Source organism: Tepidimicrobium xylanilyticum (assembly GCF_900106765.1).
Taxonomy (GTDB): domain Bacteria; phylum Bacillota; class Clostridia; order Tissierellales; family Tepidimicrobiaceae; genus Tepidimicrobium; species Tepidimicrobium xylanilyticum.
On record NZ_FNNG01000001.1, the window covers coordinates 39,797 to 65,187 of the forward strand.

Sequence of the window (25,391 nt, forward strand, 5' to 3'; positions counted from 1 at the left end):
GCATCACCCCTCATAAAGAAAACATGATATCATATGTCCATCACTATAATTTATTGCTTCCGGAATGCTTTCCTTACATTTTTCCATGCAATTTGGACATCTTGTATGGAATCTACATCCACTTGGAGGGTTTATAGCACTAGGTACATTGCCCTCAATAGTATGAAGCTCCTCTACCCCATTAAACTCTAAAGATGGTATTGAATTAAACAGAGCCCTAGTATATGGATGAAGAGGGTTTGCAAATATTTCATTGGCATTTCCATATTCTACTACTTTCCCTAAATACATTACAGCAATATTATCAGACATCTTATGCACCACACCTAAGTCATGAGAAATAAGAATATTTGTCAATTTGAATTTTTCCTTTAATTCCATTAATAAACTTAAAATTTGAGCTTGAGAAAAAACATCTATCGATGAAGTTGGCTCATCTAATACAACTAGCTTTGGACTCACAGCTAGAGCCCTTGCAATAGCTATTCTTTGTCTCTGCCCACCACTAAATTCGTGAGGGTATTTATATGCTGAATCTTTATCCAATCCTACCATGTCTAAAAGCCCAAATACTTTTTCCAGCAGCTCTTTATTGCTTAATTTTTCATGCACTTTTATTGGCTCAGCTATAATATCTTTAACAAGCCATCTAGGATTTAGGGACCAATATGGGTCTTGAAAAACAATCTGAACATTCTTTTTTATTTTTTTTGATTCTTTTTTATCTAATCCAAAAATATCTTTACCATCAAAATAGACTTTTCCAGAAGTTGGTTCGTAAAGGTTTAAAATAGTATTCACCAAAGTAGATTTTCCGCATCCCGATTCTCCTACTATCCCTAGAACCTCCCCTTCTTTTATCTGTAAGTCAACTCCGTCTACAGCTTTTACAAATGTTTTGGCTGATGTTAAAAATCCATCGTCTATAGGGAAGTATTTCTTAAGATTTTGAACATCCAATAGAATCTTCTGTTTCGTATTTTTCTTCTTTTCATGGTCGGCTTTCATTGTAACCGATTCTATTAATAATTTTGTATATTCATCTTTAGGGCTATCTATAATTTCTCGTACAGGCCCCTGTTCAACTATTTTTCCCTTATAGAGTATTCCTACATCATCACAGAATATAGAAACTAAGCTTAAATTATTTGAAATGAATAATACGGTAACATTAAACTCTTTCTGTAACTCTTTTAGAAGCTTTAATATATTAGCCTGAATGGTTACATCCAAATTTCTAGTGGGTTCGTCTGCTATAATTAATTCAGCACCACAAACTAATGCTAGTGCAATTATTATCCTCTGCCTTTGCCCACCACTAAGCTGATGAGGATATTTATTATACACATCCTCTGGATCTGGTAATTTGACAGTTTGGATCATCTTTATTGCTTCCTTTTTTGCATCTTTGTTATTCAGCCCCTTATTTGCTTTTATTACTTGGGTTAACTGATATCCTACGGTATATACTGGATTTAAAGTAGACATAGGGTCCTGAAAAATCATGGAGATCTTTTTCCCTCTGATATTTTTCTGCATTTCTTCCACGCTTTTATCTAATAAATTTTCACCATTCAACAATATCTCTCCAGTACTAATTTCTCCTGGTGGACATTGTAACAATCCGAGAATTGAAAGAGCTAGTACAGTTTTCCCTGCACCACTCTCTCCAACTACACCATAAGTTTTTCCTTTTTCTATCTCAATTGAATCGATATCCAATACCTTCTTTTTCCCTTCAAAGGTATTATGATAAACTTTTAAATCCTTAATTTGAAAATATGCCAATGTAGCCACCTGCCTTTAATTCTCTCTGGTTTTTGGGTCTAATATTTCTCTTAATCCATCACCTAATAGATTAAAAACTAATACAGTAATGAAAATTGCCATACCGGGGAAAATGCTGTACCACCATGCATCAGGAAAATAGTTTCTACTTATACTTATCATAAGACCCCATTCTGGAGTAGGTGCTTGAGCACCTAGACCGAGAAAACTAAGGGATGCTATTGTCAAAATTACTCCGCCCATATCCATTGAAGCTTGTACAATAACAGGAGAAATAGTATTAGGGAGAATATGTTTAAAGATAATCTTCCAAGTAGAGGTTCCAATTGTTTCTGCAGCTTGTACAAATTTTCTTTCCTTCATTGAAATAGCCTGACCCCTGACTAGTCTTGTATACCAAGGCCACCAAGACAAGGCTATAGCTACCATTGCATTACCCAAACCTGGTCCAACTAATGCTACCATTGCTATAGCTAATAATAGTGGTGGAAAACTTAAAAACATATCTGTAATTCTCATAATTACTTCATCTATCCACCCACCTATAGTTCCAGCAATAGCACCTAGTGGTACTCCAATTAGTAAAGCCAATCCTACCGACAATACAGCTGTAGTGAGTGAAACTCTGGTACCATACAAGACTCTGCTAAATATATCCCGTCCTAATTCATCTGTTCCAAACAAATGTTCTGAAGAAGGCTTTAAAAGCTTATTAGATGCATTTGCTTCTTCAGTTATATGCTCAGGATAAGGACTTATAACTGGTGAGAAAATAGCTGTTAAAAACAAACAGATTACTATATAAAAAGCTATTTGAGTAAGCCTATTTCTATTTAATAAGTATATGTAGTACCTCAATTGCTTTAACTTGTATTTAGCTACTTTTAAGAATGTAAATTTGTCCATATTCTCCCTCCTACAATCTTACTCTTGGGTCTAAGGCAATTATTATATCTGCTATAAGATTTAATATTATATAACAAGCTGCTGCAAAAATAGTAACACCTAATATAGCAGGATAATCAAGAGTTACTACGGATGTGGCAACGTAATTTCCTAATCCAGGCCAGCTAAAAATTGTTTCTACTAAAAATGTATTTACTAAAGTATATCCTAATGAAAGAGTTACTACTGTTGCAGTAGCTCCTAGGGTATTCTTCAATGCATATCTCCATAATACTAATCTTTCTTTTAATCCATAAGACCTAGCAGCAGTAATATAATCTTCATTCAATATCTCTAACAATGCAGATCGAGTCATTCTAGCTACTAAACCAATAGGATACAAAGCAATTGTTATACAAGGTAATACTATATGCCATATTACATCCTTCAAAATAAACCAATGCCCCGTTAAGATGCAATCTAATATCAGCATACCTGTTACATTTGGTAGTTCATATAAAACTGCAGTCTCCATGCTCACTCTGCCTCCTATTGGAAACAACCCCAGCTTTTTATAAAAAATAAGCTGAAGGATCATGGCTACCCAAAATGTAGGTAGAGACACTGCACCAATAGAAAATAGCCTGCTTATATGATCTAGTAACTGGTCTTTCTTTTTAGCCGAATATATGCCTAATGGAATTCCAATTATTATAGCAATAATAAATGCTAACAATACCAGTTCTAAAGTGGGTGGAACAAATGTTTTTAAATCGTCAGTTACGGGTCTATGGGTTCTTAGTGATTTTCCCAAATCACCTTTTGCTAAATCTTTTAAATAGTTAATATACTGAACAGGTAGAGGATCGTTTAAACCCAATTCTTCTTCAGCTGCCTTTATTTGCTCTGGAGTTGCTCTTGGTCCTACCCATTTAGCAGCTGGATCAGAGGGAATGATTCTAGCTATTATAAATGTAATTGTAATTACTCCTAATAATACAGCTATGCTTAAAAGAACTCTTTTTAAAATATATCGTTTCATATTATCTCCCCTTTAAAAGTTAGGATCACTCCTCAAAATATGTGTCATAGAAAAACACCACATACTCATAAGCTGGATTTGATTCAAACCCCTTAAAATTCTTATCGATAACCCATGAAGTCATATCATCATAAATGTGTAGAAAATATGCTTTATCTATTACTTCCCTTTGAATATCTATAATCAGTTCCTGTGCTTTATCTCTATCGGTTGCAGTATATCTTTCAACATCTGCTACCATTTTGTCCAAATTATCATCTTTAATGTATGACAAATTAAATAATATACTTTCCTCTGATTGAACAAGACTTTGTACCCAACTCAATGGGCTAGCATAGTCAGGCCACCAATTCATGACCAATATATCTTGCCTGTCTTCTGGATTTGTGTTCTTTGATTTTTCCCAAACGTTATCCCAGCTCATTTCCCTTATTTCCAGCTCAATTCCTAATTTTTGAAGGTTTATTTTATATAGTTGAGCAAAATTTCTATAAGCTTCTGTACCGGCAGTAAAGGTCATTTCCAATTTTAAACCGTTAGTATCTACACCTGATTTTTCTAGATATTCTTTTGCTTTGTCCAAATCACATTCATATTGAGGTAAGCTTTCATCATGTCCCCATAATCCTTTAGGAATTAAACCATATGATTGTACAGCTAGTCCTTCCTTTATCTCTGTTATAGTCTCATCATATGGAAATGCATATGCTAATGCTCTTCTAAAGTCTACATTATTTAAAGGTTCCTTCTCTGTATTAAAGAAACCAATAACATTTCTCCAAGTAGCTGCATCTACAACTTCCAAATCATTTTTTTCTCGTAGAGCTTGTAAGTCTGTTACTGAAAATGCTGCGGCTATTTGAGCTTCTCCTGTTTCAAGTAACTGCCTTCTTGCTGAACTTTCAGCTACTTTTTTAATTATTACATTAGTATATTGATTATCTTTCCACCCTTGCCAATAATCATCAAACTTTTCCAATATAACTTCTTCACCTTTTGTTATTTTTTGAATTTTGTAAGGTCCTGTTCCAGCACAATTACCATCGTTAAACCATTGACTGTCATTTTCAACAGCATTAGGCGATATAATGAATGCTGCATATGAAGAAGATGCTATCAAATCAATAGGTGCTGGATATTTTAATACAAATTCTATAGTGTATTTATCTACTACATTGATGCTTTCTACACTATCCCAAATAAAAGAAGCTCCCATTTTCATTTCTATGGTTCTATCAATTGATTTTTTAACAGCCTCTGCATCTAAATCTGCACCGTCGTGGAACTTAACCCCTTCTCTTATATGAAATGTCCACTTTGTTCCATCGTCATTAGAAGTCCAGGATTCTGCTAATAGTGGTTTTACTATTTCTTCCTTATGGTCATATCTAGTTAAAGTTTCATATACATTATGCAAAACAATTAGTCCATTTGAATACTCAACACTTGGATCTAGGTCTATATAAGGTTCAGAGTTAAAAGCATAATAAGCAATTCTTCTATCACCTGTTCTTTCACTTGAACCTGTTTGAGTATTAGTATTGTTACTTTTACATCCCGACAATAAACTTAATACCATCACCAGTACTAAAAAGAACATCAAACTTCTTTTTTTCATAATAATCCTCCTTTTCATATCATAGTATCAAATGTTCTATTTCAATTTGGTCGTCTTCCCTTCCTTCTGAATTTAATTTTAAATTAAAAGAATTATCAAACAAATGGAAGGAAAAAACAACCAAAACGAAAAACTTTTTGCTGCTTTTACAAAATTTCAATAAATAATAAAAAGTAACTCTTGTAAATTGGCTCTTAAAAAATATCCATTTATCTTTTTCATATATTGGTATGTATCTTTTTGAATGTTTTACATATTATAACTGTCAATATTTTGAATTATTTTAATCTTGCGTTATTTTACATAATTATAGCAATAAATTTTACAATTGTCATTGTGTTTTTTACAATATTATTGTTGATTTTTGTTGTTTTTTATAAAATTATGTCTGAAATGAAATTATATTAGAGAAATACGTCGTCACAAACCATTAATTCTGGCTCTGCTATTGGAAAGAAACAGAAAGAAGAATAGAGAATAAATCTAATGGATTAAAATAAATTATAGTTACCTTTAATTCCGAAAAGCATACCTAAGGTAAAAAAGTGTGTTCGTGATGGGATGATAGAAGTATATTGGATTAATATAAATAGAAGAATATTTAATTAAAAATTATATATTATGAAAAATAAAAGACGTAAAAAATCTTTTCAATAATTATGAAAATTATAAAAGATTAAACAGCCTTAGCTACTTGGACATCGAACTATGGCTGTTTAATACAATTTTTCTTTTCTACTGTCTACTTTATCGGAAGATATTCTATTTTTGCTATATCCCTTCTATAATACATACCATCAAATTTAATTATACCTAGGTTTTTATATATTATATCCCTAGCCTCTTCTAAAGTATTTCCTAAAGCAGTAACCGAGATCACCCTACCACCATTAGTATAAATCATTCCATCCTTTTCAATAGTTCCATTATGGAATACCACTATATTTTTATCCACATCTTTAAGGCCTGTAATCCCCTTCCCTTTTTCGTATTTTCCAGGGTAGCCTTTAGATGTAGCCACTACGGTTACACACTTTTCACTTTTCCAAATTAGATCTTCTTTTTTCAAGTCCCCATCTAATGTTTTTTCTATAATATCTACTAGATCTGATTCAAGCCTTGGCATTAATACTTCTGTTTCTGGGTCTCCAAACCTAACGTTAAATTCCAATACTTTAGGCCCAGATTCGGTAATCATCAACCCAATAAAGAGTATCCCATCGTAATCTAATTTCTCTTCTTCTAAGCCTAATTCAATCCTATTCAATATTTTCTCTTCTACATCCCTTTCCAATTCCTCAGTAAACAATGGATTGGGAGAAAAACAGCCTACACCACCAGTATTTGGTCCCGTATCCCCTTCATATATCTGCTTATAATCTTTAGCGCTTTCCATAGGAATTAGTTTTCCTTTAGATACAAAACAAAGAAGTGAGGCTTCAACCCCTTCTAAGAATTCTTCTATTATGATGGTTTCACCACTGGCCCCAAATACCCTATCCTCCATAAAGTCGCTTATACAAACGATAGCCTCTTCCCTTGAATTGCAAATTACAACACCCTTGCCTAGACAGAGGCCATCCGCCTTTATTACCAAGGGATAATTGAAACTATCTAGTTCATTAATGGCCTCTTGACTATCCGTAAACCTTTTATATTTAGCAGTGGGAATATTATATTTCTCCATAAACTCCTTTGCATAGCTTTTAGAGCCTTCCAACTGGGCTGATTTTTTATTAGCTCCAAATATTCTCAGTCCCTTTTCCTTAAATCTATCCACAATTCCCATTACTAGAGGATTTTCTGGACCCACTATGGTTAGATCTATTCTTTCCTTTAATACAAATTCCATTAACTTTTCTATATCCTCCGGTTCTATATCTATATTTTGAGCTATTTCTTTAGTTCCTCCATTGCCGGGAGCACAGTATACCTTGCTTACCTTTTTGGATTCAGCCAATTTCCAGCATAGGGCATGTTCTCTACCACCACTTCCTAGAACTAAAACCTTCATTAGTATCCCTCCTAATGTTTAAAATGCCGCATTCCAGTAAATATCATGACCATGCCATTTTTATCCGCTTCCTCTATTGATTCCTGATCCCTTAAGGATCCTCCTGGCTGAATTATAGCTGTTACCCCTGCCTTGGCTAAGGCCTCAACTGAATCCTTAAATGGGAAAAATCCATCAGAAGCTAAAACCGAACCCTTTGCCTTATCTCCTGCCCTTTCAATGGCAGCTTTTACAGCCCATACCCGATTTACCTCTCCTCCCCCAATACCTATAGTAGCCTTATCCTTGGCCAATAATACTCCATTGGATTTTACCCCTTTTACCGCCTTCCATCCGAATATTAAATCCTCCATTTCTTTTTCAGTAGGCTTCCTTTTAGTAACCACTTTTAGCTCTTGGCCCAGTAGATCTCGATTTCTTTGTTGAATTAGTACACCTCCAAGAACCTTTTTTATATCGTAACTGGCGTAGTCATTTTTCATAATATTTGGAACCTTAAGTATCCTTATATTTTTCTTAGTAGCTAAAACCTCTAGAGCTTTTTGTGTATAATCAGGAGCCATTACTATTTCAATGAATATTTCATTTATCCTCTTTGCCACTTCTTCATCTACTATCCTGTTAACTGCAATTATTCCACCGAATATCGAAATCTTATCGCATTCATAGGCTTTTACATAAGCTTCTAACAAGTCCTTTCCGCTGCCTATACCGCAAGGGTTAGCATGTTTTACAGCTACTACCGTTGGCTCATCAAATTCCTTTAATATCTCCAGAGCTCCATTTCCATCGTTTATATTGTTGAATGATAATTCCTTTCCATGTAGTTGAATGGCAGCAGCAATTGTACCATCTAAATTGTTGTATTCCTTGTAGAATGCTGCCTTCTGATGGGGATTCTCTCCATATCGCAACTCCTGTTTATCTTTAAAGGGTATAGTTATGATGTCAGGAAATTCCACATTATTTAAGCAATTAAAATAATTAGCTATCAATGAATCATAATAGGCTGTATACTGGAATACCTTTCTTGCTAATTCCCGTCTTAAATCCAGAGAGGTTTCTCCCCTTGTTCTCAATTCCTTCAATACCCTACCATAATCTGAAGGGTCTATAACCACAGTAATATATTTATAATTTTTAGCAGCAGCCCTTATCATAGCAGGACCGCCTATATCTATATTCTCTATGACCTCCTCATGGCTTATGCCTTCCTTCTTAATGGTATCTTCAAAGGGATATAAATTGTTTACCACCAAATCTATGGAGCCGATGTCTAATTTCTTTAAAATCCTTTTATGTTCTTCTTCATCTCTCTTATATAAAATCCCTCCGTGGATATGGGGGTGGAGGGTTTTAACCCTACCATCTAATATTTCAGGGAAATTAGTAATTTCTTTTATATCTCTAAAAGGAATATCTTCGTTCCTTAGAATCTTACCAGTTCCTCCAGTTGATATTATTTCCCAGCCTAAGCTTACCAACTCCCTTGCTAACTGGACAACCCCTCTCTTGTCATAAACGCTTATCAATGCCCTTTTCATATTATCACTCCCATTTAATTCTAACCTTTTTTCCTTCAATAATAAGCCTATTTTCGCAGAATAGCCTTATAGCTTCTGGTAATAATTCATGTTCTACTTTCAATACTCTTTCTTTCAAGCTTTCTACCGTATCGTCATCCTTCACTTCCACAGCTCTTTGAAGGACAATAGGGCCTGTATCCGTTCCCTCGTCTACAAAATGTACTGTAGCCCCAGTAATCTTCACTCCACTGTCCAACACCATTTGGTGAACTTTATCTCCATAACATCCTTTTCCACAGAAACTAGGTATTAACGATGGGTGAATATTTATTATCCTTCCCCTATACCTTTCTATGAATTCTTCAGACAATATTTTTAAATATCCAGCAAGAACTACTAACTCCACTTCCTTTTTGGTTAGTTCATCGATAAGTTTTCTATTGTACTCTTCCTCCGAATTAAATGCTCTTTTATCAATATATAGGGCTTCAATTCCAGCTTTTCGTGCCCGCTCTAGTCCATAGGCATCTTTCCTATTGGATAGGACTAACTTTATTCTTCCCTTTATTCTACCTCTATCTATTTCATCTATGATGGCTTGGAGATTGGTTCCACTACCCGATATCAATACGCCTATATTCACCATAGTGAAACCTTCTCCTCTCCCCTTTTATTTCTCCTAATAGAACTAATTCTTCTTCCATATCTTTTAATTGTGCAATAATCTTGTCTACTTCATCTTCACCTACTATAAGCATCATTCCAATTCCCATATTAAAGGTGGAATACATCTCTTCTATACTAATATTTCCCCACTTAGCCAACAAGTCGAATATCACCGGAGTGTCTATCTTTAAAGTGTCTATGCTGGCGGTCAACCCATCAGGAAGAACCCTTGGAATATTCTCATAGAATCCGCCACCAGTTATATGGACTATACCTTTAATGTGGTATTTCTCTATTAAAGGGAGTACCGTCTTAGTATATATTCTAGTAGGTTTTAATAGTTCTTCTCCTAAAGTAGTATTTAACTCGGGTATATATTCATCTACTTTAAAACCCATCTTTTCAAATACTATCTTTCTAACTAGTGAGTAGCCATTACTGTGGATTCCGCTGGAAGGAAGACCTATTATAAGATCTCCTTTCTCTATTTTGGAACCATCTATTATTTTTTCCTTATCTACCACACCTACGCAAAAGCCTGCCAAATCATATTCGTATTCCTTATAAAAGCCTGGCATTTCAGCTGTTTCTCCACCAATTAAAGCTAATTCTCCCTTTACACAGCCATTTGCAATTCCCTCTACTATTTTGGCCATCTTTTCTGGGATCAATTTCCCTGTAGCAATATAATCTAAGAAAAATAAAGGCTTTGCTCCTTGACATAATATATCGTTTACGCACATGGCAACACAATCTTCCCCTATGGTATCATGCTTATCCATCATAAAAGCAATTTTCAATTTGGTACCAACGCCATCGGTACCAGAAACCAAAACAGGTTCTTTATAGGATTTTATATCCAACTCAAAAAGCCCCGAAAACCCACCAATGCTAGATAAGACCCCTGGTCTATGTGTTTTCTTTATAATATTCTTAATAAGCTGAACCTGCTTATAACCGGCTTCTTTGTCTACGCCTGCATCTTTATAAGTAAATTTCATTATACTTTCACCTCTCTAAATTAAATCCCCATCCACTGGATATTGACCGCTAAAGCAACCAGTACAATAACTATTTTCTCCACCTACAGCTTCCAACAAGCCTTCTAAAGATAAGAAAGAAAGGGAATCAGCACCTATTTTATCCCTTATTTCTTCGATGCTTTTCTGTGCAGCAATAAGGTTTTCTTTATTAGGAGTATGCATTCCTAAAAGGCAAGGATGTTTTACTGGAGGAGATGCAATCCTCACATGTACCTCCCTAGCTCCTGCATCCTTTAGCATTCTTACGATCCTCTTCATAGTTGTCCCTCGAACTATCGAATCGTCTACCAATATTATTCTTTTCCCTTCCACATTTTCTTTGAGTACATTTAATTTAATCCTTACCCCTATTTCTCTTAATTCCTGAGTAGGTTGAATAAAAGTTCTTCCCACATACCGGTTCTTAATGAGTCCTTCATCGTAAGGAATTTTAGATTCTTCCGCATACCCGATGGCTGCAACTGTTCCCGAATCTGGCGCTGAGATTACTATGTCACCTTCCACTGGATGTTCCCTTGCCAAGTTCCTGCCTGCTTCTCGCCTTAAACGGTATATACTTTTTCCATCTAATTTGCTGTCTGGCCTAGCCAAATATATTATTTCAAATAAACAAATATTTTTGTTGTCCGCTTCCTTGGTCTTTATAGATTTAATATCTCGATCGATTATTACCACCATTTCTCCTGGATTTACATCTCTAACAAATTGGGCCCCTATAGTATCTAGGGCGCAGGTTTCTGAAGATAGTATATAATCCTTGCCTAATTTCCCAATACATAGAGGTTTCAATCCATAAGGATCCCTAACCCCTATTAATCGATCATTGGTCATTAAAACCAAAGCATATGAGCCCTTTATATCCTTAACCGCCTTTATTATAGCTTGTTCAATATCCTCCTTATGGTATCTAGCAATTAAATTGGCTATTACCTCCGTATCGATGGAGGATTGGAATATTATCCCATCATCTTCCATTTTCTCCCTTAATTCTCTGTAATTTACCAAACTCCCGTCATATGCCAAGGCTAAGGCCCCTTGTTTGTATCCTACCACCAAAGGTTCCGCATTTGCAGTGGTGGTTTTTACAGAACTTCCAGTCCTAACATGCCCTATCCCTATATCCCCTCTTAACCTATTTAATACATCCTTATCCAGTACTTCGTAGGCCAATCCTAAGCCTTTATGGTAATCGATATATCCATTATTGTTTACTGCCATTCCAGCACTAACTTGGCCTCTATGTTGAAGGGCATATAGTCCATAATAGATTATTTTAGGTACATCCCTTTTTTCCTTACTGTATATGCCAATGATTCCACACAAGTCTTTCACCCTTTCGGACTAATAAATCTCCTTTATTTTGTTATCCATTTCCTTAACTTCTTCTGCCATTTCCAATTTATAATCTTTAAACTTCTTTCTAAGCTCTGGATATTTTACTGATAGAATCTGTACTGCCAAAAGGCCAGCATTTTCTGCCCCATTTATGGCTACCGTTGCTACCGGTACTCCCTTTGGCATTTGGACTATAGACAATAGAGAGTCTAATCCATCCATAGTAGAGGATTTTATAGGCAGCCCAATAACTGGAAGGGGAGTTATTCCAGCTATTACACCAGCTAAATGGGCTGCCTTTCCAGCAGCAGCTATTATTACCTCAATACCTCTTTCCTCAGCAGTCCTTGCATATTCGGCTGCTTCAAATGGGGTTCTATGGGCAGAAATAACCCTTACTTCCATATCTATATCAAACCTTTTTAAAACATCTATGGTCTTTTCAACTATATCTTTATCGGAAATGCTTCCCATGATAATACCAACCTTCATTTTAAAACCTCCCTCTTTGTTCAATTGACAATTGGTAAGGCAGAATTGTCAATTTTACCCAATTCATAGTTCACGATGCACAATTTACAATGTTATTTTGGCTAATAGGAAAACCATTAACCAAAATAATCAACTCCTGCTTTAAATAATTTTCCTTCTTCCGAACTTTCTACATTCTTATACAAGCCTCTACCAATTCTATCTGGGTTGGCAATTCTTCCTAAAATCTTACCGTCAGGGCTAGTTAGACTTTCTATACCATATATGGACCCTGTTGGGTTTTCATCTAGGTATTGAGTTGCTATTTGGCCTTTTTTAATAAGTTCTTCTATTGCCCTTTCACTTCCTACAATTCTTCCTTCTTTGGTAGATAGGGGCAGTATCTCAATTTCTCCTACATCCCTATTATTAAACCAAGGGGATAGATTGGAAACTATCCTAATCTTCGCCATTGTGGATATATGGTATCCCGACTTATTATAGGTAATGTTTATGGAATCCTCATCTAAGTCCTGTATTCTACCATAGGATAAAAGGCCAGATTTTATCAATCCCTTACAACCAGCACCTATTCCTAATACTAGGCCATCCCTGTTGCTTAATAGTTCCATAATGGCTTCTTCTATATAGGGGTTTCTTAATATATTGGCTAATAATTTGCCTCCTCCATCAGGTTCAGCCCCCAAAATAGCTCCATCAGGTAATCCAATTATTTGGCTATTCCTTATCCTATTTGCCATCTCCTTAATGGAATCTTCTATTTCATCCAAATATAAAGTCTTAAATACAAAAGTATCCACTTGAGCACCTGCATTCTTAAAGGCTTTCTCCATATCGTATTCTCCAAAGGTTCCAGTAAATACTGGTATGAAAACTCTAGGTTTGGCTATTTTGTTTATCGATTTTCTACGGTTTCCATGGACGTAATGGCTTTCTTTACTTTCAAGGAACCTACCTTCACTAATGGGAAATACATCTATAAGTGGCTTAATCCATTCGTCAATAAGTTTATCCAAATCCAGTTTCACTCCAGCTATTTCTATAAACTCTTCTTCAATAGTGGCGCCCAATATTCTATAATCTATATCCCTTAATACTTCCTCTAGCTCTCCTTTAATCTCAACTACAATTGAACCATATAGAGGTAAGAATAGTTCTTCTTCATGAAACTCTTCACTAAATCTAAATCCTATCTTATTTCCGAAAGCCATTTCAGAAATGCTTCTAGCAACTCCTCCAGTTTTTACTGAGGAAGCAGAAATAATTTTTCCAGCATCTATCAGCTCTTTAATCTGAGTATAATTCCTTTTCAATTGCCCAAAGTCTACCATTCCCTTTTCATCTATATCCAGTGGAATTAATGCTACCATATTTCCTGATTCTTTAAATTCTGGGGAAATGATATTTTCAACCTTATCCACTGCAACAGCAAAACTGATTAAGGTTGGTGGTACATGTATATCTTCAAAGGTACCAGACATGCTGTCCTTGCCGCCAATACTTGGAACATCCAATTCCTTTTCTACCATAAATGCTCCTAATAAGGCTGCAAAGGGTTTGCCCCATTTTTTCTCATTATCCCCTAATCTTTCAAAATACTCTTGGAAGGTAAGTCTTGCTTTTCTGAAATCCCCTCCCATGGCTGTAATCTTAGCTAAGGATTCTATAACTGCAAACATTCCTCCATGGAAAGGACTCCATCTAGAAAGATCTGGATCGAATCCATAAGTCATTAATGAACAAGTATTGGTTTCTCCATCTAATACTGGAATTTTAGCAGCCATTCCCTCAGCAGGAGTTAGCTTAAACTTCCCCCCCAAAGGCATAAGGACCGTTCCACTGCCCACACTATGATCGAATTTTTCTATCAGTCCCTTTTGACTAGAGTGGTTTAGATAGGATAAATTGCTCATCCAAATTTTCTCAATATCTCCGTTTAAATGGAAAGATTTAGTATGGAAATAATCCCTTCCTTCAGGACTTCCAACTAATACCTTCGTTCTCTTGCTTACTCCATTGGTATCTAAAAACTCCCTTGATATATCTACTATCTTCTTTCCCTTCCAATTCATAATCAATCTTTCATCTTCACTTACTTCAGCTACCACTGTCGCCTCTAGGTCTTCATCTTTCGCATATTTAATGAAGGATTCTAAATCGCCCTTTTCTATTACCACCGCCATCCTTTCCTGGGACTCGGAAAGGGCTATTTCAGTTCCATCTAATCCGGGATATTTTAGAGGAACCTTATCTAAATCAATCCTTAACCCTGGAGCCAATTCTCCTATGGCTACTGAAACCCCTCCTGCACCAAAGTCGTTGCATTTCTTAATCATCTTACTAACCTCTTCATTTCTAAAAAGCCTTACAATCTTTCTTTCAAGCGGAGGATTGCCTTTTTGAACTTCTGCTCCACCCCTTTCCAAAGATTCCTCAGTATGTCTTTTAGATGAACCTACAGCACCGCCCAATCCATCTTTTCCAGTTCTGCCGCCTACTAGTAATATCAAATCTCCAGGCTCTGGGGATCTCCTCACCACATTTCTTTTAGGTGCTGCTGCAACCAATGCTCCAACTTCCATCCTCTTAGCCACATAGCCCTCATGGTATATCTCCTTAACATAACCTGCAGGTACCCCTATTTGGTTTCCATAGGAACTATAGCCTTCCATAGCCAATTGGGTAATCTTCCTTTGAGGAAGCTTTCCTGATAAGGTATCTTCAAATCTTTGTCTAGGATCTGCTGCCCCAGTTATTCTCATTGCCTGATATACATAGGCCCTACCTGAAAGAGGATCTCTTATACATCCTCCCAAGCAGGTGGAAGCTCCACCAAAGGGTTCAATCTCAGTTGGATGGTTATGAGTTTCGTTTTTAAACATCAAAAGCCATTTTTCCGTCCTCCCATCCACATCTATATCAATTTCTATACTGGCTGCATTGACCTCCTCAGACTCCTCCAAATCATCTAACAATCCCTTCTTCTTTATCTCCTTCATATTTATGGTAGCTAAATCCATTAAACTAATAGGCTTCTCCCTATCCCCATAGACATAACTTCTAGACTTTAAGTATTCTTCAAAGGCCTTTTCGACTAGCATTTTGTATTTGCCCTCTTCAAATTCTATGCCTTCTATTTCAGTCCTAAAGGTAGTATGTCTACAATGGTCCGACCAATAGGTATCTATTACCTTTATTTCAGTAATAGTTGGATTGCGCTTCTCCCTATCCCTAAAATAATTCTGAGTAAATAGCAAATCCTCCATGTCCAGTGCTAATCCGTATTTTTCTCTCATTAGGGCCAGTTCCTCTTCCGTCATAAGGATAAATCCATCTAAAACTTCTATTTCATCCCCAACTTCTTCATGCTTTTCATAGGGAATAAAGTCCATATCTATTTCTCTCATTTCAACAGGGTTTATATAATAATCTTTTATCAATTCATATTCCTTATCATTTACACCTTTTAACACAAGAACCTTTGAGTGCTTTACTTTAATATCCTTTCTACCGAGTAAAACATAGATAGATTCATTAACTGCATCTTCCCTTTGGTTATATTGACCAGGAGCAAATTCAACTCTAAAACATCTGTCATCATCCTTTAAAGGAAGGCTTGATTCGTATAGATGGTCTAAATTCTTTTCGAAAAGTATTTTTTCTATTATAGCCTTATAATCTTTTTCATCTCCATTAAAAATATAATAACAATTAATAATCCTTACTCCTTCTAAAGATTCAATCCCTAAATAGTTTTTAAAATCCCAATATAGATTAGATGCCTCTATATTAAGGTCTTCTTTTTTTTCAATAAAAACTCTTTTAAAATTCACATTAAACCCTCCTTGAAAAAATAAAGCCCAGTCAGGTAGGCAAGCGAAACCTACCCGACTGGGCTTTTATCCCTTCGGTGTAATATTGTCAACGACAACATCTGCGCCGCTTGGTCCAGACAAGGTAAAACCTTCGGAACCCTAGGCACACTTTCGCTCATAGCTCAAATGATTTACGGTCATTTGGTAGAAACTTCTCAACCATATTATGAGAATTATATGAGCTTCATATTCACTTTTGTATAATTTCATATTATCAGTAGGTGTAGAATAAGTCAAGGATTGTTTTTACTATCTACTTATTTGGAATGTAGTGAATCAACACATCCCTCTTTCCAAACTGGCCCTCAAAAAATTTTATATCAAATCCTGTGATGAAAAAAATCGAATCGAAGGATAGGTTTTTCTTATTAAAGACATATTTCCTATAGTGGAAGAATATGGCTATTCGATTTAAGGACACATTTCCTTGCTCACTATTGTAATAAACCTTCCTAATACCTAATAGAATTTATTAGTTAGATATATTTGTAAAGGAGGAATTCTATGGTAGAAAGAAAGGAATTTATTCAAAATTCATTAGAACTCAACCTATTTTTTGGCAGAATTATGAAGGAACACATGACTTTCATCCAAGCTAGTCTACCTGTAAAGAATAGCAACTATATATTAGAAGCTGACGAATTCAAAAGGTCCTTTGAAGGACTGCTGATGGAAACAGTAAATATAGCTAATGGAACCATATCGAAAGAAGTCATCGCTTCAAAAGAGTTGGCAACCCCTTTTACACTAGATGCAGAAAGGATATTAGAAGACCTAACAGGAGTATGTATAAACAGGGATTTAACATTAGCTGAACTAAAACTTATTTCCGACCCTGATTATGAATTTACCCCTTATATAGAAAACTATGTTTTTAATTTAAATAACAGATATATCAATTTATTACAGGAATTAATTGATTTTAAGGAAAGATTATTAGTTCAGTTTATGGACTGTAATATATTCATGTTCATATATCCTAACATGTTGGATCACCTAATAAAAGAGGGAAAATATTATTTAAAATCCCTATCAGCCCTTCAAGAAAAAAGGATACCAATGGAGGATATTTTGGAAAAAGAAGTATTTTGGAATGACATCATGGGAGAACATGCCCAATATATAAGGGGATTATTAGATCCTACTGAAAAGCAATTATTTAAAACAGCCGATTCCTTTGTCCATTTGTTTGAAAAACTATTAAAGGAAACTAAAGAAGCTGATGAGGAAGACTTTTGTAAAGTAACAAATAAAAATCTTGAAGCAACTAAGGACATTAAAGAATTTAAGACCAGTGGTACAGAAGGCATAATCCAGTGTAAAATCAAATCCATCATAAACCCATTACTTGCTGACCATACTCTTAGGGAGGCTAATAGATATATAAGAATACTTAAAAAGGCTTTAAATAATTGTTAATGAATAAAAAACATAAACCTTGGCTTTACTGCCAAGGTTAAATCTATTCATTATACTCGCCTAATACTACATCGCTAATTATCCAATTTTCATCTGTTTTTTCAACAGTTAATATTATTGGTCTAGTTATGTCTTTCTCATCCTCATTGCTTGTAATTTCAACTATTTCCCCTTCAACATCATATTTGCTTTCAGATACCCTTTCTATATCCAATATTTCTATTCGATCTGGCCATGGACTAGAAACTAACCTTCCTGGTGCGTTTTCAGGTTCTTTCAACCATTTCTCTATTAGCTCTGAGGTTACCAGTCCGCCATAGTTTTCCTTCATAGATTCTTCTAAGACATTCTCAGGGGCTAATAGGTATACTGATTGGAGTTTACCTCCAAATTCTTTCACTGTATTTCTAACCTCTTCTAAATTTTCTACATCTACATCCACTTCTTCAATATGATTTTCTGCCCCAGCTATTTTATCTTTACTAGGATTACATCCTAGAATGGAAATGCTCATAGTTAAAGCTATTCCATATACTAGTAACCTTCTCATATCATAATCTCCTCCTTTTTTCTGGTTCTGCTCCAATAATATCATGGCTTCTAAACAAAATATTTACAATAAGGTTACGTATAGTTTTCAAATTGTTTAATAATTTTGCTAGATTTATGTCGATTATTATTATTATTATTATTTTATCTGTTAGTACTGTACTTTTTTGTATAATTGTTATATAATTAACATAGATAGTTAGTTATTTAACTAACAATTTTGTCTAATCTAAAGGAGGCAATTTATATGATCAGCTTAGTAAAGCCAAATACAAAATATAAGGTATTCGTCATAGCATATAAAAATGCAGAACAAAGAATCAAAAATATAATCACTCAACACTCAGTATTAAATATTCATGACAAGGATATTTTCCTAAGGCAGACTAATTACCCGGGTTTTGGAAGAAGTTTTGATTTAAATGATAGGATAAGCATTTACCTAGGATGGTTTAAAGATAAAATAATGGAAAAATTGGACGAGGGATATACATTAAATATAGTTGAAATACATAAATCTTACGGAAATAGGGTTGAACAGGTCTTAAAATCCCTTGACTTCATATATGATGACGATATATTGGTGATAGATATACAAGAAGTATAAACATAAAGGCCCTTGATTTTATGAACAAGGGCTTTTGTACTAATGGTCCTTCGCTTCCTCTAAATTCTTCAAATTTATCATCAAGGCAAACACAATAGTTCCATAGGCTATAAAACTTCTAAAATATTCGCCAAGAGCTGGGTTTTTAAATATATTTTGTCCAGCTAAAGGTGATACTATAAACAAGGTATGGAATAAAAATATTCCAATAAAGGCATTCCTTATATTTACCTTTTTAAAGGTAGCACCTCCTGCTAATAATGCTGCCGATGAAAATACATCTAAATTTAAATGACCCGTATATACGTTTAAAATGCCTAAGTTTTGTATGAACATGATTTGGGCTAATGAGGCCAATATGGTAGACATTATTACTGCCATTTTCCTAGTCTTATCTACATGGATTCCTACCTTTTCAGCTAAGTACATATTTTCCCCTACTGCATTCATTCGATAACCAATCTTAGATTTAGTTATAAAATGGACTACCGTTCCTATTATAATGATTATAATTATAGGCACAAGAGAGCCTTCTATGTTCCCAATCTTTATTGGAAGCATATTACTGAACAAATTCTTATATTCTCCAATATCCAGCATACTTTTTACCCCTATTCCCCTGGTAAGTAAAATGTCTTCATTAAATGGCTTTATTATAGTGCCATATGCCACCATAAACACTATCTGATATAAGCTGGTTCCCAAAAAACCTATTACCATACTTGCTATCATTTCCTTCCCCTTTGCCCTATTAAGTAAAGTACCAATCATATTCCCAAAAACTATAGATAATACTACACTTAGTAATATGACTATAATAGATCCTAACCCGGGGGTAAAACCAATATCTATAACAATTAACATAGAAATTTGAGCTGCTATTGCTCCTATGGTAATTGAGAAGTTGATTCCCATACCTGCCATAATGGGGAAAATTAGGGCTAATAAGAAGATTCCATTCCTTATAAACCTAGCATACAATTCACCCAATATGAAATTAAAACCCACTTTGGCAGCAATAATACCTAAAATGGATAGGATAAAGAAAAAAATTGGAACATAGTATTCTTTATATCTTTTCATTTTTCATCCTCACCCCTTCGTATAGGAAAGCGTATAGTATTATTCCATTGGTCACTATCATCCTAATAATTTCAGACATTTCCGATATCAGCAATGCATTAGCCACTGGAACGGAAAGTAAAAAAGTAGTCTGATAAAGATATGTACCCAGCATTACATTAAATACAGTAGCCTTGTTCTTAGTTGCTCCTCCTATTAATATTGCAGAAACTGCTGGGAAGGCCATCATAAATGGCCCATCATATAAATAAATGAATCCATAACTCTGTGAATACACTATAATCCCTACTGCAGCTAATACATTAGAAAAAATTATGGCTATTCTTCTATATCTATTTATATTAATTCCTGATAGCTTAACAAAGGTCTCGTTTTCTGGGATTGCAGCCATAGTAATTCCCATTCTGGTTTTTTGAAATAGATATACTATAGAACATAAGATTAAGAAAAACAATATTAAACCAGCAGGGACAACTAATTTCCCTATATTAATCTTTAAAAAGTTATCCAATATCCCAGCAAAATAACCATCTAAATTGATCTTCGGCCTTAAGCCTTGTCCTCCTACTGGATAGAGCATCTGTCTATTTTTGAAAGGGGCTAAGGACCAGAAAAGATTCATTATAGGTATGAATGAAAATCCTGCAAAGGTTCCCACAATTTCTTCATTTCCCTTTAATCTGTTCAATACAACCGAATATATGTATCCAAATAATACGGCTATTATACTTCCTGCTAATACTGATACTCCAAAACCTTGCCACCCCTCAAGTCTGAATTCCAAAGCAATACACATACCCAATAATCCTGCAGATATGCCTATAGGCAGCCCAAAATTCCTTCCTGCACCTACATTTATCATGGGAATTAAAGACAACACCAATACCCCATTCATTACCCATTTTATTAAGGATTCGTTTATCATATCTATATATGAAATTCCGATAAATTTAAGGCTTACCGCTAAAACTATTAAATAGGATATTACAATCAGTTGAGGCGTTTCTAATCTCAATCTATTCATACTCCTTCTAAACTCCTTCCAGATAGAGCTAAACTAAATTCTTCCGATTCAAAATCGCCATCAAATATTTTGAAAACTCTATTCCTATACATTACAGCGATCCGGTCGCAAACCCTTTTTAGTTCAGATATTTCGCCTGAAAAGATAATGATCGTAGTATTCCTTTCTTCGTTTAGCTCTAATAACATATCCAGAATAATCTCTTTAGAATATAGGTCGATGCCTCTAGTAGGTTCCCCTACAAAAAGGATTTCTGGATCTATAGTAATAGCCCTTCCAATACATACCTTCTGTTGATTTCCTCCGCTTAAATCCATTACCTTTTGGTCTATATCCCTAACCTTAATATTCAATTTTTCTACCATATTATTTGAATATCCCCTTATGACCTTATAGTTTAAAGGTGACAACTTGCCAAGGACTGGATATTTAAGAAATCTATTCTGCTCATCGTAAGATTCAAAAACTAAATTCTCCCAAACACTTCTATCTAAAAGCAATCCTAATTCTTTACGCTCATCTGGTAAAAGGTATATACCTTTTTGAATTAAAGTTTCAATATCTCCTGGAACAATTTTCTCCCCTTTAAATACTACATCCCCCTTCATATCATATAAGCCCATCAATCCATATCCAAATATTTCCTGCCCATGCCCTGCTAATCCTGTAATCCCTAAAATTTCACCTTTTTTAATATCCAGAGATATATTCTCATAATGTCCATATCCATAGGATACCTCTACATTATTAAACGATAGAATATTTTCTCTAGCGTTATTCTTCCTTTTCTTTGAAACCTGTACTATTTCCTTTCCTATCATATCCATGGTCATTTTATTGATATCATAGTCATCTTTATCATACTGATTTACAATTTTCCCATCCTTAAATATAGTTACTCTATGGCAAATATTAACTACTTCCTCTAACCTATGGGATATGAAAATGATGGATATACCAGCTTTTGCTATACCCTTTAAATTGGATAATAATACCTTGGTTTCCTCTACATTCAAGGAAGAAGTAGGTTCATCTAGTATCAATATTTTTAATTTGTCATTGTCTATCTCTCTTGCGATTTCCACAAATTGCTTAAGATTAGTTGAAATAGCTTTTACTTTAATCCTTGGATTAATATCTACCCCCAATTTCAATAAGGTCTTTTTTGCATCTGCTTCATTCTTTGTCCTATCTACTAAGGCAAAATCTCCAAATATCTTTGTTTTTTCGATTATGTTTTCTCTATTTATCTTTATATTACTGCTTATATCCAATTCTCCAAGGAGGACTAATTCCTGATGTACCATTCCTATGCCCAGCTTCATGGCATCGTAAGTATTCTTTATTTCAACCCTTTTATTGTCGATAAAAATGTCCCCCTCATATCCACCAGTTTCCCTAATGTGTTTACTACCAAACAGAATGTTTACAAAGGTGGATTTGCCTGAACCATTGGCTCCAATTATCCCATGGATTTCTCCCTTTTTTAAATCGAAATTAATCTTATTTAAAGCTTTCACATCATTAAAATTCTTAGAAAGGTTCTCAACTTTTAGCACATGCTCCAAAATGTAATTCCCCTTTCATAAACTATATGCAGGATAAAATTATCCTGCATATAGTTTAATAATATATTGATTCCAATACTAATAAATAGTAATTGTCGGTATCCTCATCTAAAGCTCTAAAGTCAGCTCTAGTACCCATAACCTCTTCTGAAAAATCTCCTAGAAATTCTACATTTAAAATGTCTTCATTTAACTCTAAGCCATTTTCGATTATATACTTAGCCAACTCAATTTCAAATTTGGGTACATAGATTTGTGAAGGCATAGCCCAACCTGATAGCCTTCCTGTCATACCAGCTTCTTTAGTCTTTTCAGCTATTAGTGCATTAATTTTATCATAGTTACCTAGATCTTCTGCATCTATCTCAAGATTCATTACTGTAGGATAGGCTTGTGTAGGCGTTGGACAACATTGTTCAGCCACTATGAATTTCAATTTTAATGCTTCATCAATTATAACATCATACATTGGACAATTGCTTCCAAATATATTTGTATCTGAACCGTATTTAGCGATTTGTCTAGGTATATCCTCCCTTAAAAATTGTTGCATAGCAGCAGGGCCATCTCCAGTTTGTGGGTCTGGGGTAATGATCTCCACAAATTCCAAACCTAATTCCTTACAGGTCTTCTCCATCATTTCCTTCCTTTGCGCCACTGACTCTTTTGCTAAATGAGTTGGGAATGAATAATGTATAAAAGTCTTGGCACCCATCTCTTTAGCCTTTTTAGGTATGGTTTCACCACGTCGTACCCAGTCGGTTGCAAAACTTATATCTACATACTTTGCCATAAGTTCTGGTTCATCTAACATAGTAGCTATTGTAATTATGTCCGGTCTTTTTTCTCTAATCTGCTCAAATGCTGGTAATAAGCCTGATTGACCTGAGTTTACTATAATAGCTTTCATTTCTGAATCATCAGCCAAACTAAGTATTTGAGAAATTCCAGTCTCTAATTCTGTATTAAAATTTTCTGGTAATGTTATATGCTTCACTACATCTGGATACTTCTCTGCCATTTCCGCTCCAGCTCTAAACTCATCTTCAGAAGTAGATAGTGTAGGTGTTACAATACCTATTTTAAAGTTTTTAACCTTCTCCGCCTCCACACTGTCTTCAGATAAACTCTCCGCAGCTTCTTTCTCGGTATCAGTATTTTGACAGGCTACCAATGAAAAAAGCATAATAAAAGATAGGATTAACGCTGTAATCTTTCTTATCATATTTATTGCCTCCTTCGAATTATTCAATACCTATAGCATCTCTATTAGAGCATTTACTCTCGTATTTATCTGTCCTACATCCGTTTTTGAATAGTCTGTTTCCAAACACAGATAAGGTTTCTTCTTCTTTTCAGTTACAAACCTTTTTACTTTATGTGATTCTATATTGAAAGTATGACATGCTTGAAGCACTACTTCTATTACCGCATCTATTTCATATTCATCTATCATTTCATCTAAAGCTTCAAATCTTCTCGGATTAGGTGTCATTACAGAACAGCTTACATTTAAGTATTTTTCCGTTAACGCATCTATAGGATCTTTGCTTTCATCTACTAAGGTCATTTTTTCCCTAACCCCACTACAATTTTCAAAAGCTACTATATCAGCACCAGAATCTTCGATTGTCCTCAACACTTTATCTCTTACTCCTCCTACGGGACATCCTGTAATTAGTATCCTAGGCCTACTGGATTTAGTACCTTTTAATTCCCTATCATATTTCTCTTTTAATTCCCTTGTTCGCTCCAATATGAAATCACATTGGGCCTTTCTATCAAATTGGAATCCTAATGCCTCTATGGTTTCATTTATTTCACTACCAGTTATAGGCGATGGATTTAATTTCCCTAATTCATAATAGTCAAGAAGGATTTTTCTTTCACGATTTCTTTTCTTTATCTCTTCCCTCAAGATCTCATCAGTAATTTTCACATTGAATCTATCCTCTAAGGCCTCTTTTAATCTTATTAATTCCTCTCTCCAATACTCAAAAGCATGCTTCTTATCCTGTCCTTGGGGTAAATGCATAACATGAACGGGCTTTATCTCACCTAATAATTCATACATCTTCTTTTTTCCATCACAAGTGGTTTCTCCTACAATCAGGTCTGAAAAATAAAAGTAGGGGCATTGTTCTGATATGGCAAATCCATAACTGGATTTTATAAGGGGGCATAAGTTCTTAGGTAGGTGTTTTTCTGCGTAGTGTATTGGTTCCTCAGACGTGCCACATAAGCTAACAGCAACAGCTCCTGCTGCATGGATTAACTCAATAGGAGTATATGTACAAAATATTCCTACAACGGGAACCCCTTTTTCCTTTAAAGCTTTCACCTTTAAAAAGCCTTCCCTTCTTGCTTCCTCGTAATTCTCAAAGTTCTCCGGTAATTTTAACATGCTACACCTCCTTCCAAATTACCTAAGTAATTATATAACCCTTGTTAAACTATAGTCAAATTAATATTTTCTATATAAAGTTCTGCATTATAGTTTTTATGAATAGTATAAATTTCAATAGAGTATTTATCACGCATACCTCTAAATTTCCCTTCCATCTCCTTCATCCCTTTCCATATACAAATGCATAAATTCCATGAATTTTTGACAAAAATAACCTTGGCATAATTGCCAAGGTTATCCTTATAAATCATTTTTTCTATGGAAGGTGGTTTGTGAAATTGATTATTAATTCCTTATAGGTAATCTAATAACATTATGGGGGGATTATATATTCTATAGCAGTAGATGCGTTTCAATTCCTTATAGGTAATCTAATAACTATTTATCAGTGATATTGATTTCATCTGTCATCTCATGTTTCAATTCCTTATAGGTAATCTAATAACGAAC

Annotated in this window: 19 protein-coding genes and 1 riboswitch; of the genes, 2 read left to right on the forward strand and 17 right to left on the reverse strand. The window is 34.7% G+C overall.

Features of this window, described 5'->3' with window-relative positions:
* Nucleotides 1–3 precede the first annotated feature (3 nt).
* From BLV68_RS00180 to BLV68_RS00230, 11 genes are all read right to left on the reverse strand, one after another.
* On the reverse strand, nt 4–1,788 hold the full coding sequence (locus BLV68_RS00180; protein WP_159428561.1) for a dipeptide ABC transporter ATP-binding protein: 1,785 nt from the start codon (nt 1,786–1,788) through the stop codon (nt 4–6).
* Between the two features lie 15 nt (nt 1,789–1,803).
* Nucleotides 1,804–2,694 (reverse strand): nickel transporter permease, encoded by an 891-nt coding sequence (gene nikC, locus BLV68_RS00185; RefSeq protein WP_093749670.1) that lies wholly within the window; start codon nt 2,692–2,694, stop codon nt 1,804–1,806.
* A 10-nt stretch (nt 2,695–2,704) separates the two neighbouring features.
* Entirely contained in the window at nt 2,705–3,715 is a 1,011-nt protein-coding gene (locus BLV68_RS00190) for an ABC transporter permease (protein WP_093749672.1), read from the reverse strand.
* A 25-nt stretch (nt 3,716–3,740) separates the two neighbouring features.
* Nucleotides 3,741–5,333 carry an ABC transporter substrate-binding protein gene (locus BLV68_RS00195; protein WP_159428562.1) on the reverse strand — a complete coding sequence of 531 codons (1,593 nt, stop codon included), beginning with the start codon at nt 5,331–5,333 and terminating at the stop codon, nt 3,741–3,743.
* A 742-nt stretch (nt 5,334–6,075) separates the two neighbouring features.
* On the reverse strand, nt 6,076–7,347 hold the full coding sequence (gene purD / locus BLV68_RS00200) for a phosphoribosylamine--glycine ligase (RefSeq protein ID WP_093749676.1): 1,272 nt from the start codon (nt 7,345–7,347) through the stop codon (nt 6,076–6,078).
* Nucleotides 7,348–7,358: 11 nt separating this feature from the next.
* Nucleotides 7,359–8,891 carry a bifunctional phosphoribosylaminoimidazolecarboxamide formyltransferase/IMP cyclohydrolase gene (purH, locus tag BLV68_RS00205; protein WP_093750381.1) on the reverse strand — a complete coding sequence of 511 codons (1,533 nt, stop codon included), beginning with the start codon at nt 8,889–8,891 and terminating at the stop codon, nt 7,359–7,361.
* Between the two features lie 4 nt (nt 8,892–8,895).
* Entirely contained in the window at nt 8,896–9,519 is a 624-nt protein-coding gene (gene purN, locus BLV68_RS00210) for a phosphoribosylglycinamide formyltransferase (protein ID WP_093749678.1), read from the reverse strand.
* Complete coding sequence (purM, locus tag BLV68_RS00215) at nt 9,488–10,540, reverse strand: phosphoribosylformylglycinamidine cyclo-ligase (protein ID WP_093749680.1); 1,053 nt, start codon at nt 10,538–10,540, stop codon at nt 9,488–9,490. Before purM ends, purN begins: the two co-directional genes overlap by 32 nt.
* A 15-nt stretch (nt 10,541–10,555) precedes the next feature.
* On the reverse strand, nt 10,556–11,914 hold the full coding sequence (gene purF, locus BLV68_RS00220) for an amidophosphoribosyltransferase (protein WP_093749682.1): 1,359 nt from the start codon (nt 11,912–11,914) through the stop codon (nt 10,556–10,558).
* A gap of 9 nt (nt 11,915–11,923) precedes the next feature.
* The gene (purE, locus tag BLV68_RS00225; RefSeq protein WP_093749684.1) at nt 11,924–12,409 is read right to left on the reverse strand and encodes a 5-(carboxyamino)imidazole ribonucleotide mutase; all 486 of its coding nucleotides are present in this window, start codon (nt 12,407–12,409) and stop codon (nt 11,924–11,926) included.
* Nucleotides 12,410–12,525: 116 nt separating this feature from the next.
* The gene (locus BLV68_RS00230; RefSeq protein ID WP_093749686.1) at nt 12,526–16,242 is read right to left on the reverse strand and encodes a phosphoribosylformylglycinamidine synthase; all 3,717 of its coding nucleotides are present in this window, start codon (nt 16,240–16,242) and stop codon (nt 12,526–12,528) included.
* Nucleotides 16,243–16,382: 140 nt separating this feature from the next.
* Nucleotides 16,383–16,485, reverse strand: a riboswitch (purine riboswitch).
* A 303-nt stretch (nt 16,486–16,788) separates the two neighbouring features.
* Here BLV68_RS00230 and BLV68_RS00235 point away from each other — a divergent pair.
* A complete protein-coding gene (locus BLV68_RS00235) occupies nt 16,789–17,703 on the forward strand; it encodes a DUF2935 domain-containing protein (RefSeq protein WP_093749688.1) in 915 nt (304 codons plus the stop codon).
* Between the two features lie 43 nt (nt 17,704–17,746).
* Here BLV68_RS00235 and BLV68_RS00240 read toward each other — a convergent pair whose 3' ends face one another.
* A complete protein-coding gene (locus BLV68_RS00240) occupies nt 17,747–18,253 on the reverse strand; it encodes a hypothetical protein (protein WP_093749690.1) in 507 nt (168 codons plus the stop codon).
* Nucleotides 18,254–18,499: 246 nt separating this feature from the next.
* Between BLV68_RS00240 and BLV68_RS00245 the strand changes: the two genes are divergently transcribed.
* Entirely contained in the window at nt 18,500–18,859 is a 360-nt protein-coding gene (locus BLV68_RS00245; protein WP_093749692.1) for a hypothetical protein, read from the forward strand.
* Nucleotides 18,860–18,898: 39 nt separating this feature from the next.
* Here the strand turns inward: BLV68_RS00245 and BLV68_RS00250 are convergent, their stop codons facing one another.
* The 5 genes from BLV68_RS00250 to BLV68_RS00270 all read right to left on the reverse strand — a co-directional run bounded on the left by BLV68_RS00250 (nt 18,899) and on the right by BLV68_RS00270 (nt 24,938).
* Nucleotides 18,899–19,942 (reverse strand): ABC transporter permease subunit, encoded by a 1,044-nt coding sequence (locus BLV68_RS00250; RefSeq protein ID WP_093749694.1) that lies wholly within the window; start codon nt 19,940–19,942, stop codon nt 18,899–18,901.
* Nucleotides 19,929–20,966: an ABC transporter permease subunit gene (locus BLV68_RS00255; RefSeq protein WP_093749696.1), complete on the reverse strand. Its 1,038-nt coding sequence runs from the start codon at nt 20,964–20,966 to the stop codon at nt 19,929–19,931. The genes BLV68_RS00250 and BLV68_RS00255 overlap by 14 nt, the downstream gene beginning before the upstream one ends.
* Complete coding sequence (locus tag BLV68_RS00260) at nt 20,963–22,525, reverse strand: sugar ABC transporter ATP-binding protein (protein ID WP_234949806.1); 1,563 nt, start codon at nt 22,523–22,525, stop codon at nt 20,963–20,965. Before BLV68_RS00260 ends, BLV68_RS00255 begins: the two co-directional genes overlap by 4 nt.
* Before the next feature lie 64 nt (nt 22,526–22,589).
* Entirely contained in the window at nt 22,590–23,759 is a 1,170-nt protein-coding gene (locus BLV68_RS00265) for a DUF3798 domain-containing protein (protein WP_093749700.1), read from the reverse strand.
* Nucleotides 23,760–23,789: 30 nt separating this feature from the next.
* Nucleotides 23,790–24,938 (reverse strand): double-cubane-cluster-containing anaerobic reductase, encoded by a 1,149-nt coding sequence (locus BLV68_RS00270; RefSeq protein ID WP_093749702.1) that lies wholly within the window; start codon nt 24,936–24,938, stop codon nt 23,790–23,792.
* Between the last annotated feature and the right edge of the window lie 453 nt (nt 24,939–25,391).

Coding starts and splice junctions, on each gene's coding strand:
- BLV68_RS00190 (WP_093749672.1), bottom strand. CDS start 3,715: ATGAAACGATATATTTTAAAAAGAGTTCTTTTAAGCATAGCTGTATTA.
- BLV68_RS00255 (WP_093749696.1), bottom strand. CDS start 20,966: ATGAATAGATTGAGATTAGAAACGCCTCAACTGATTGTAATATCCTAT.
- BLV68_RS00235 (WP_093749688.1), top strand. CDS start 16,789: ATGGTAGAAAGAAAGGAATTTATTCAAAATTCATTAGAACTCAACCTA.
- nikC (WP_093749670.1), bottom strand. CDS start 2,694: ATGGACAAATTTACATTCTTAAAAGTAGCTAAATACAAGTTAAAGCAA.
- BLV68_RS00245 (WP_093749692.1), top strand. CDS start 18,500: ATGATCAGCTTAGTAAAGCCAAATACAAAATATAAGGTATTCGTCATA.
- purE (WP_093749684.1), bottom strand. CDS start 12,409: ATGAAGGTTGGTATTATCATGGGAAGCATTTCCGATAAAGATATAGTT.
- BLV68_RS00240 (WP_093749690.1), bottom strand. CDS start 18,253: ATGAGAAGGTTACTAGTATATGGAATAGCTTTAACTATGAGCATTTCC.
- BLV68_RS00195 (WP_159428562.1), bottom strand. CDS start 5,333: ATGAAAAAAAGAAGTTTGATGTTCTTTTTAGTACTGGTGATGGTATTA.
- purN (WP_093749678.1), bottom strand. CDS start 9,519: ATGGTGAATATAGGCGTATTGATATCGGGTAGTGGAACCAATCTCCAA.
- purM (WP_093749680.1), bottom strand. CDS start 10,540: ATGAAATTTACTTATAAAGATGCAGGCGTAGACAAAGAAGCCGGTTAT.
- BLV68_RS00250 (WP_093749694.1), bottom strand. CDS start 19,942: ATGAAAAGATATAAAGAATACTATGTTCCAATTTTTTTCTTTATCCTA.
- BLV68_RS00265 (WP_093749700.1), bottom strand. CDS start 23,759: ATGATAAGAAAGATTACAGCGTTAATCCTATCTTTTATTATGCTTTTT.
- purH (WP_093750381.1), bottom strand. CDS start 8,891: ATGAAAAGGGCATTGATAAGCGTTTATGACAAGAGAGGGGTTGTCCAG.
- purD (WP_093749676.1), bottom strand. CDS start 7,347: ATGAAGGTTTTAGTTCTAGGAAGTGGTGGTAGAGAACATGCCCTATGC.
- BLV68_RS00270 (WP_093749702.1), bottom strand. CDS start 24,938: ATGTTAAAATTACCGGAGAACTTTGAGAATTACGAGGAAGCAAGAAGG.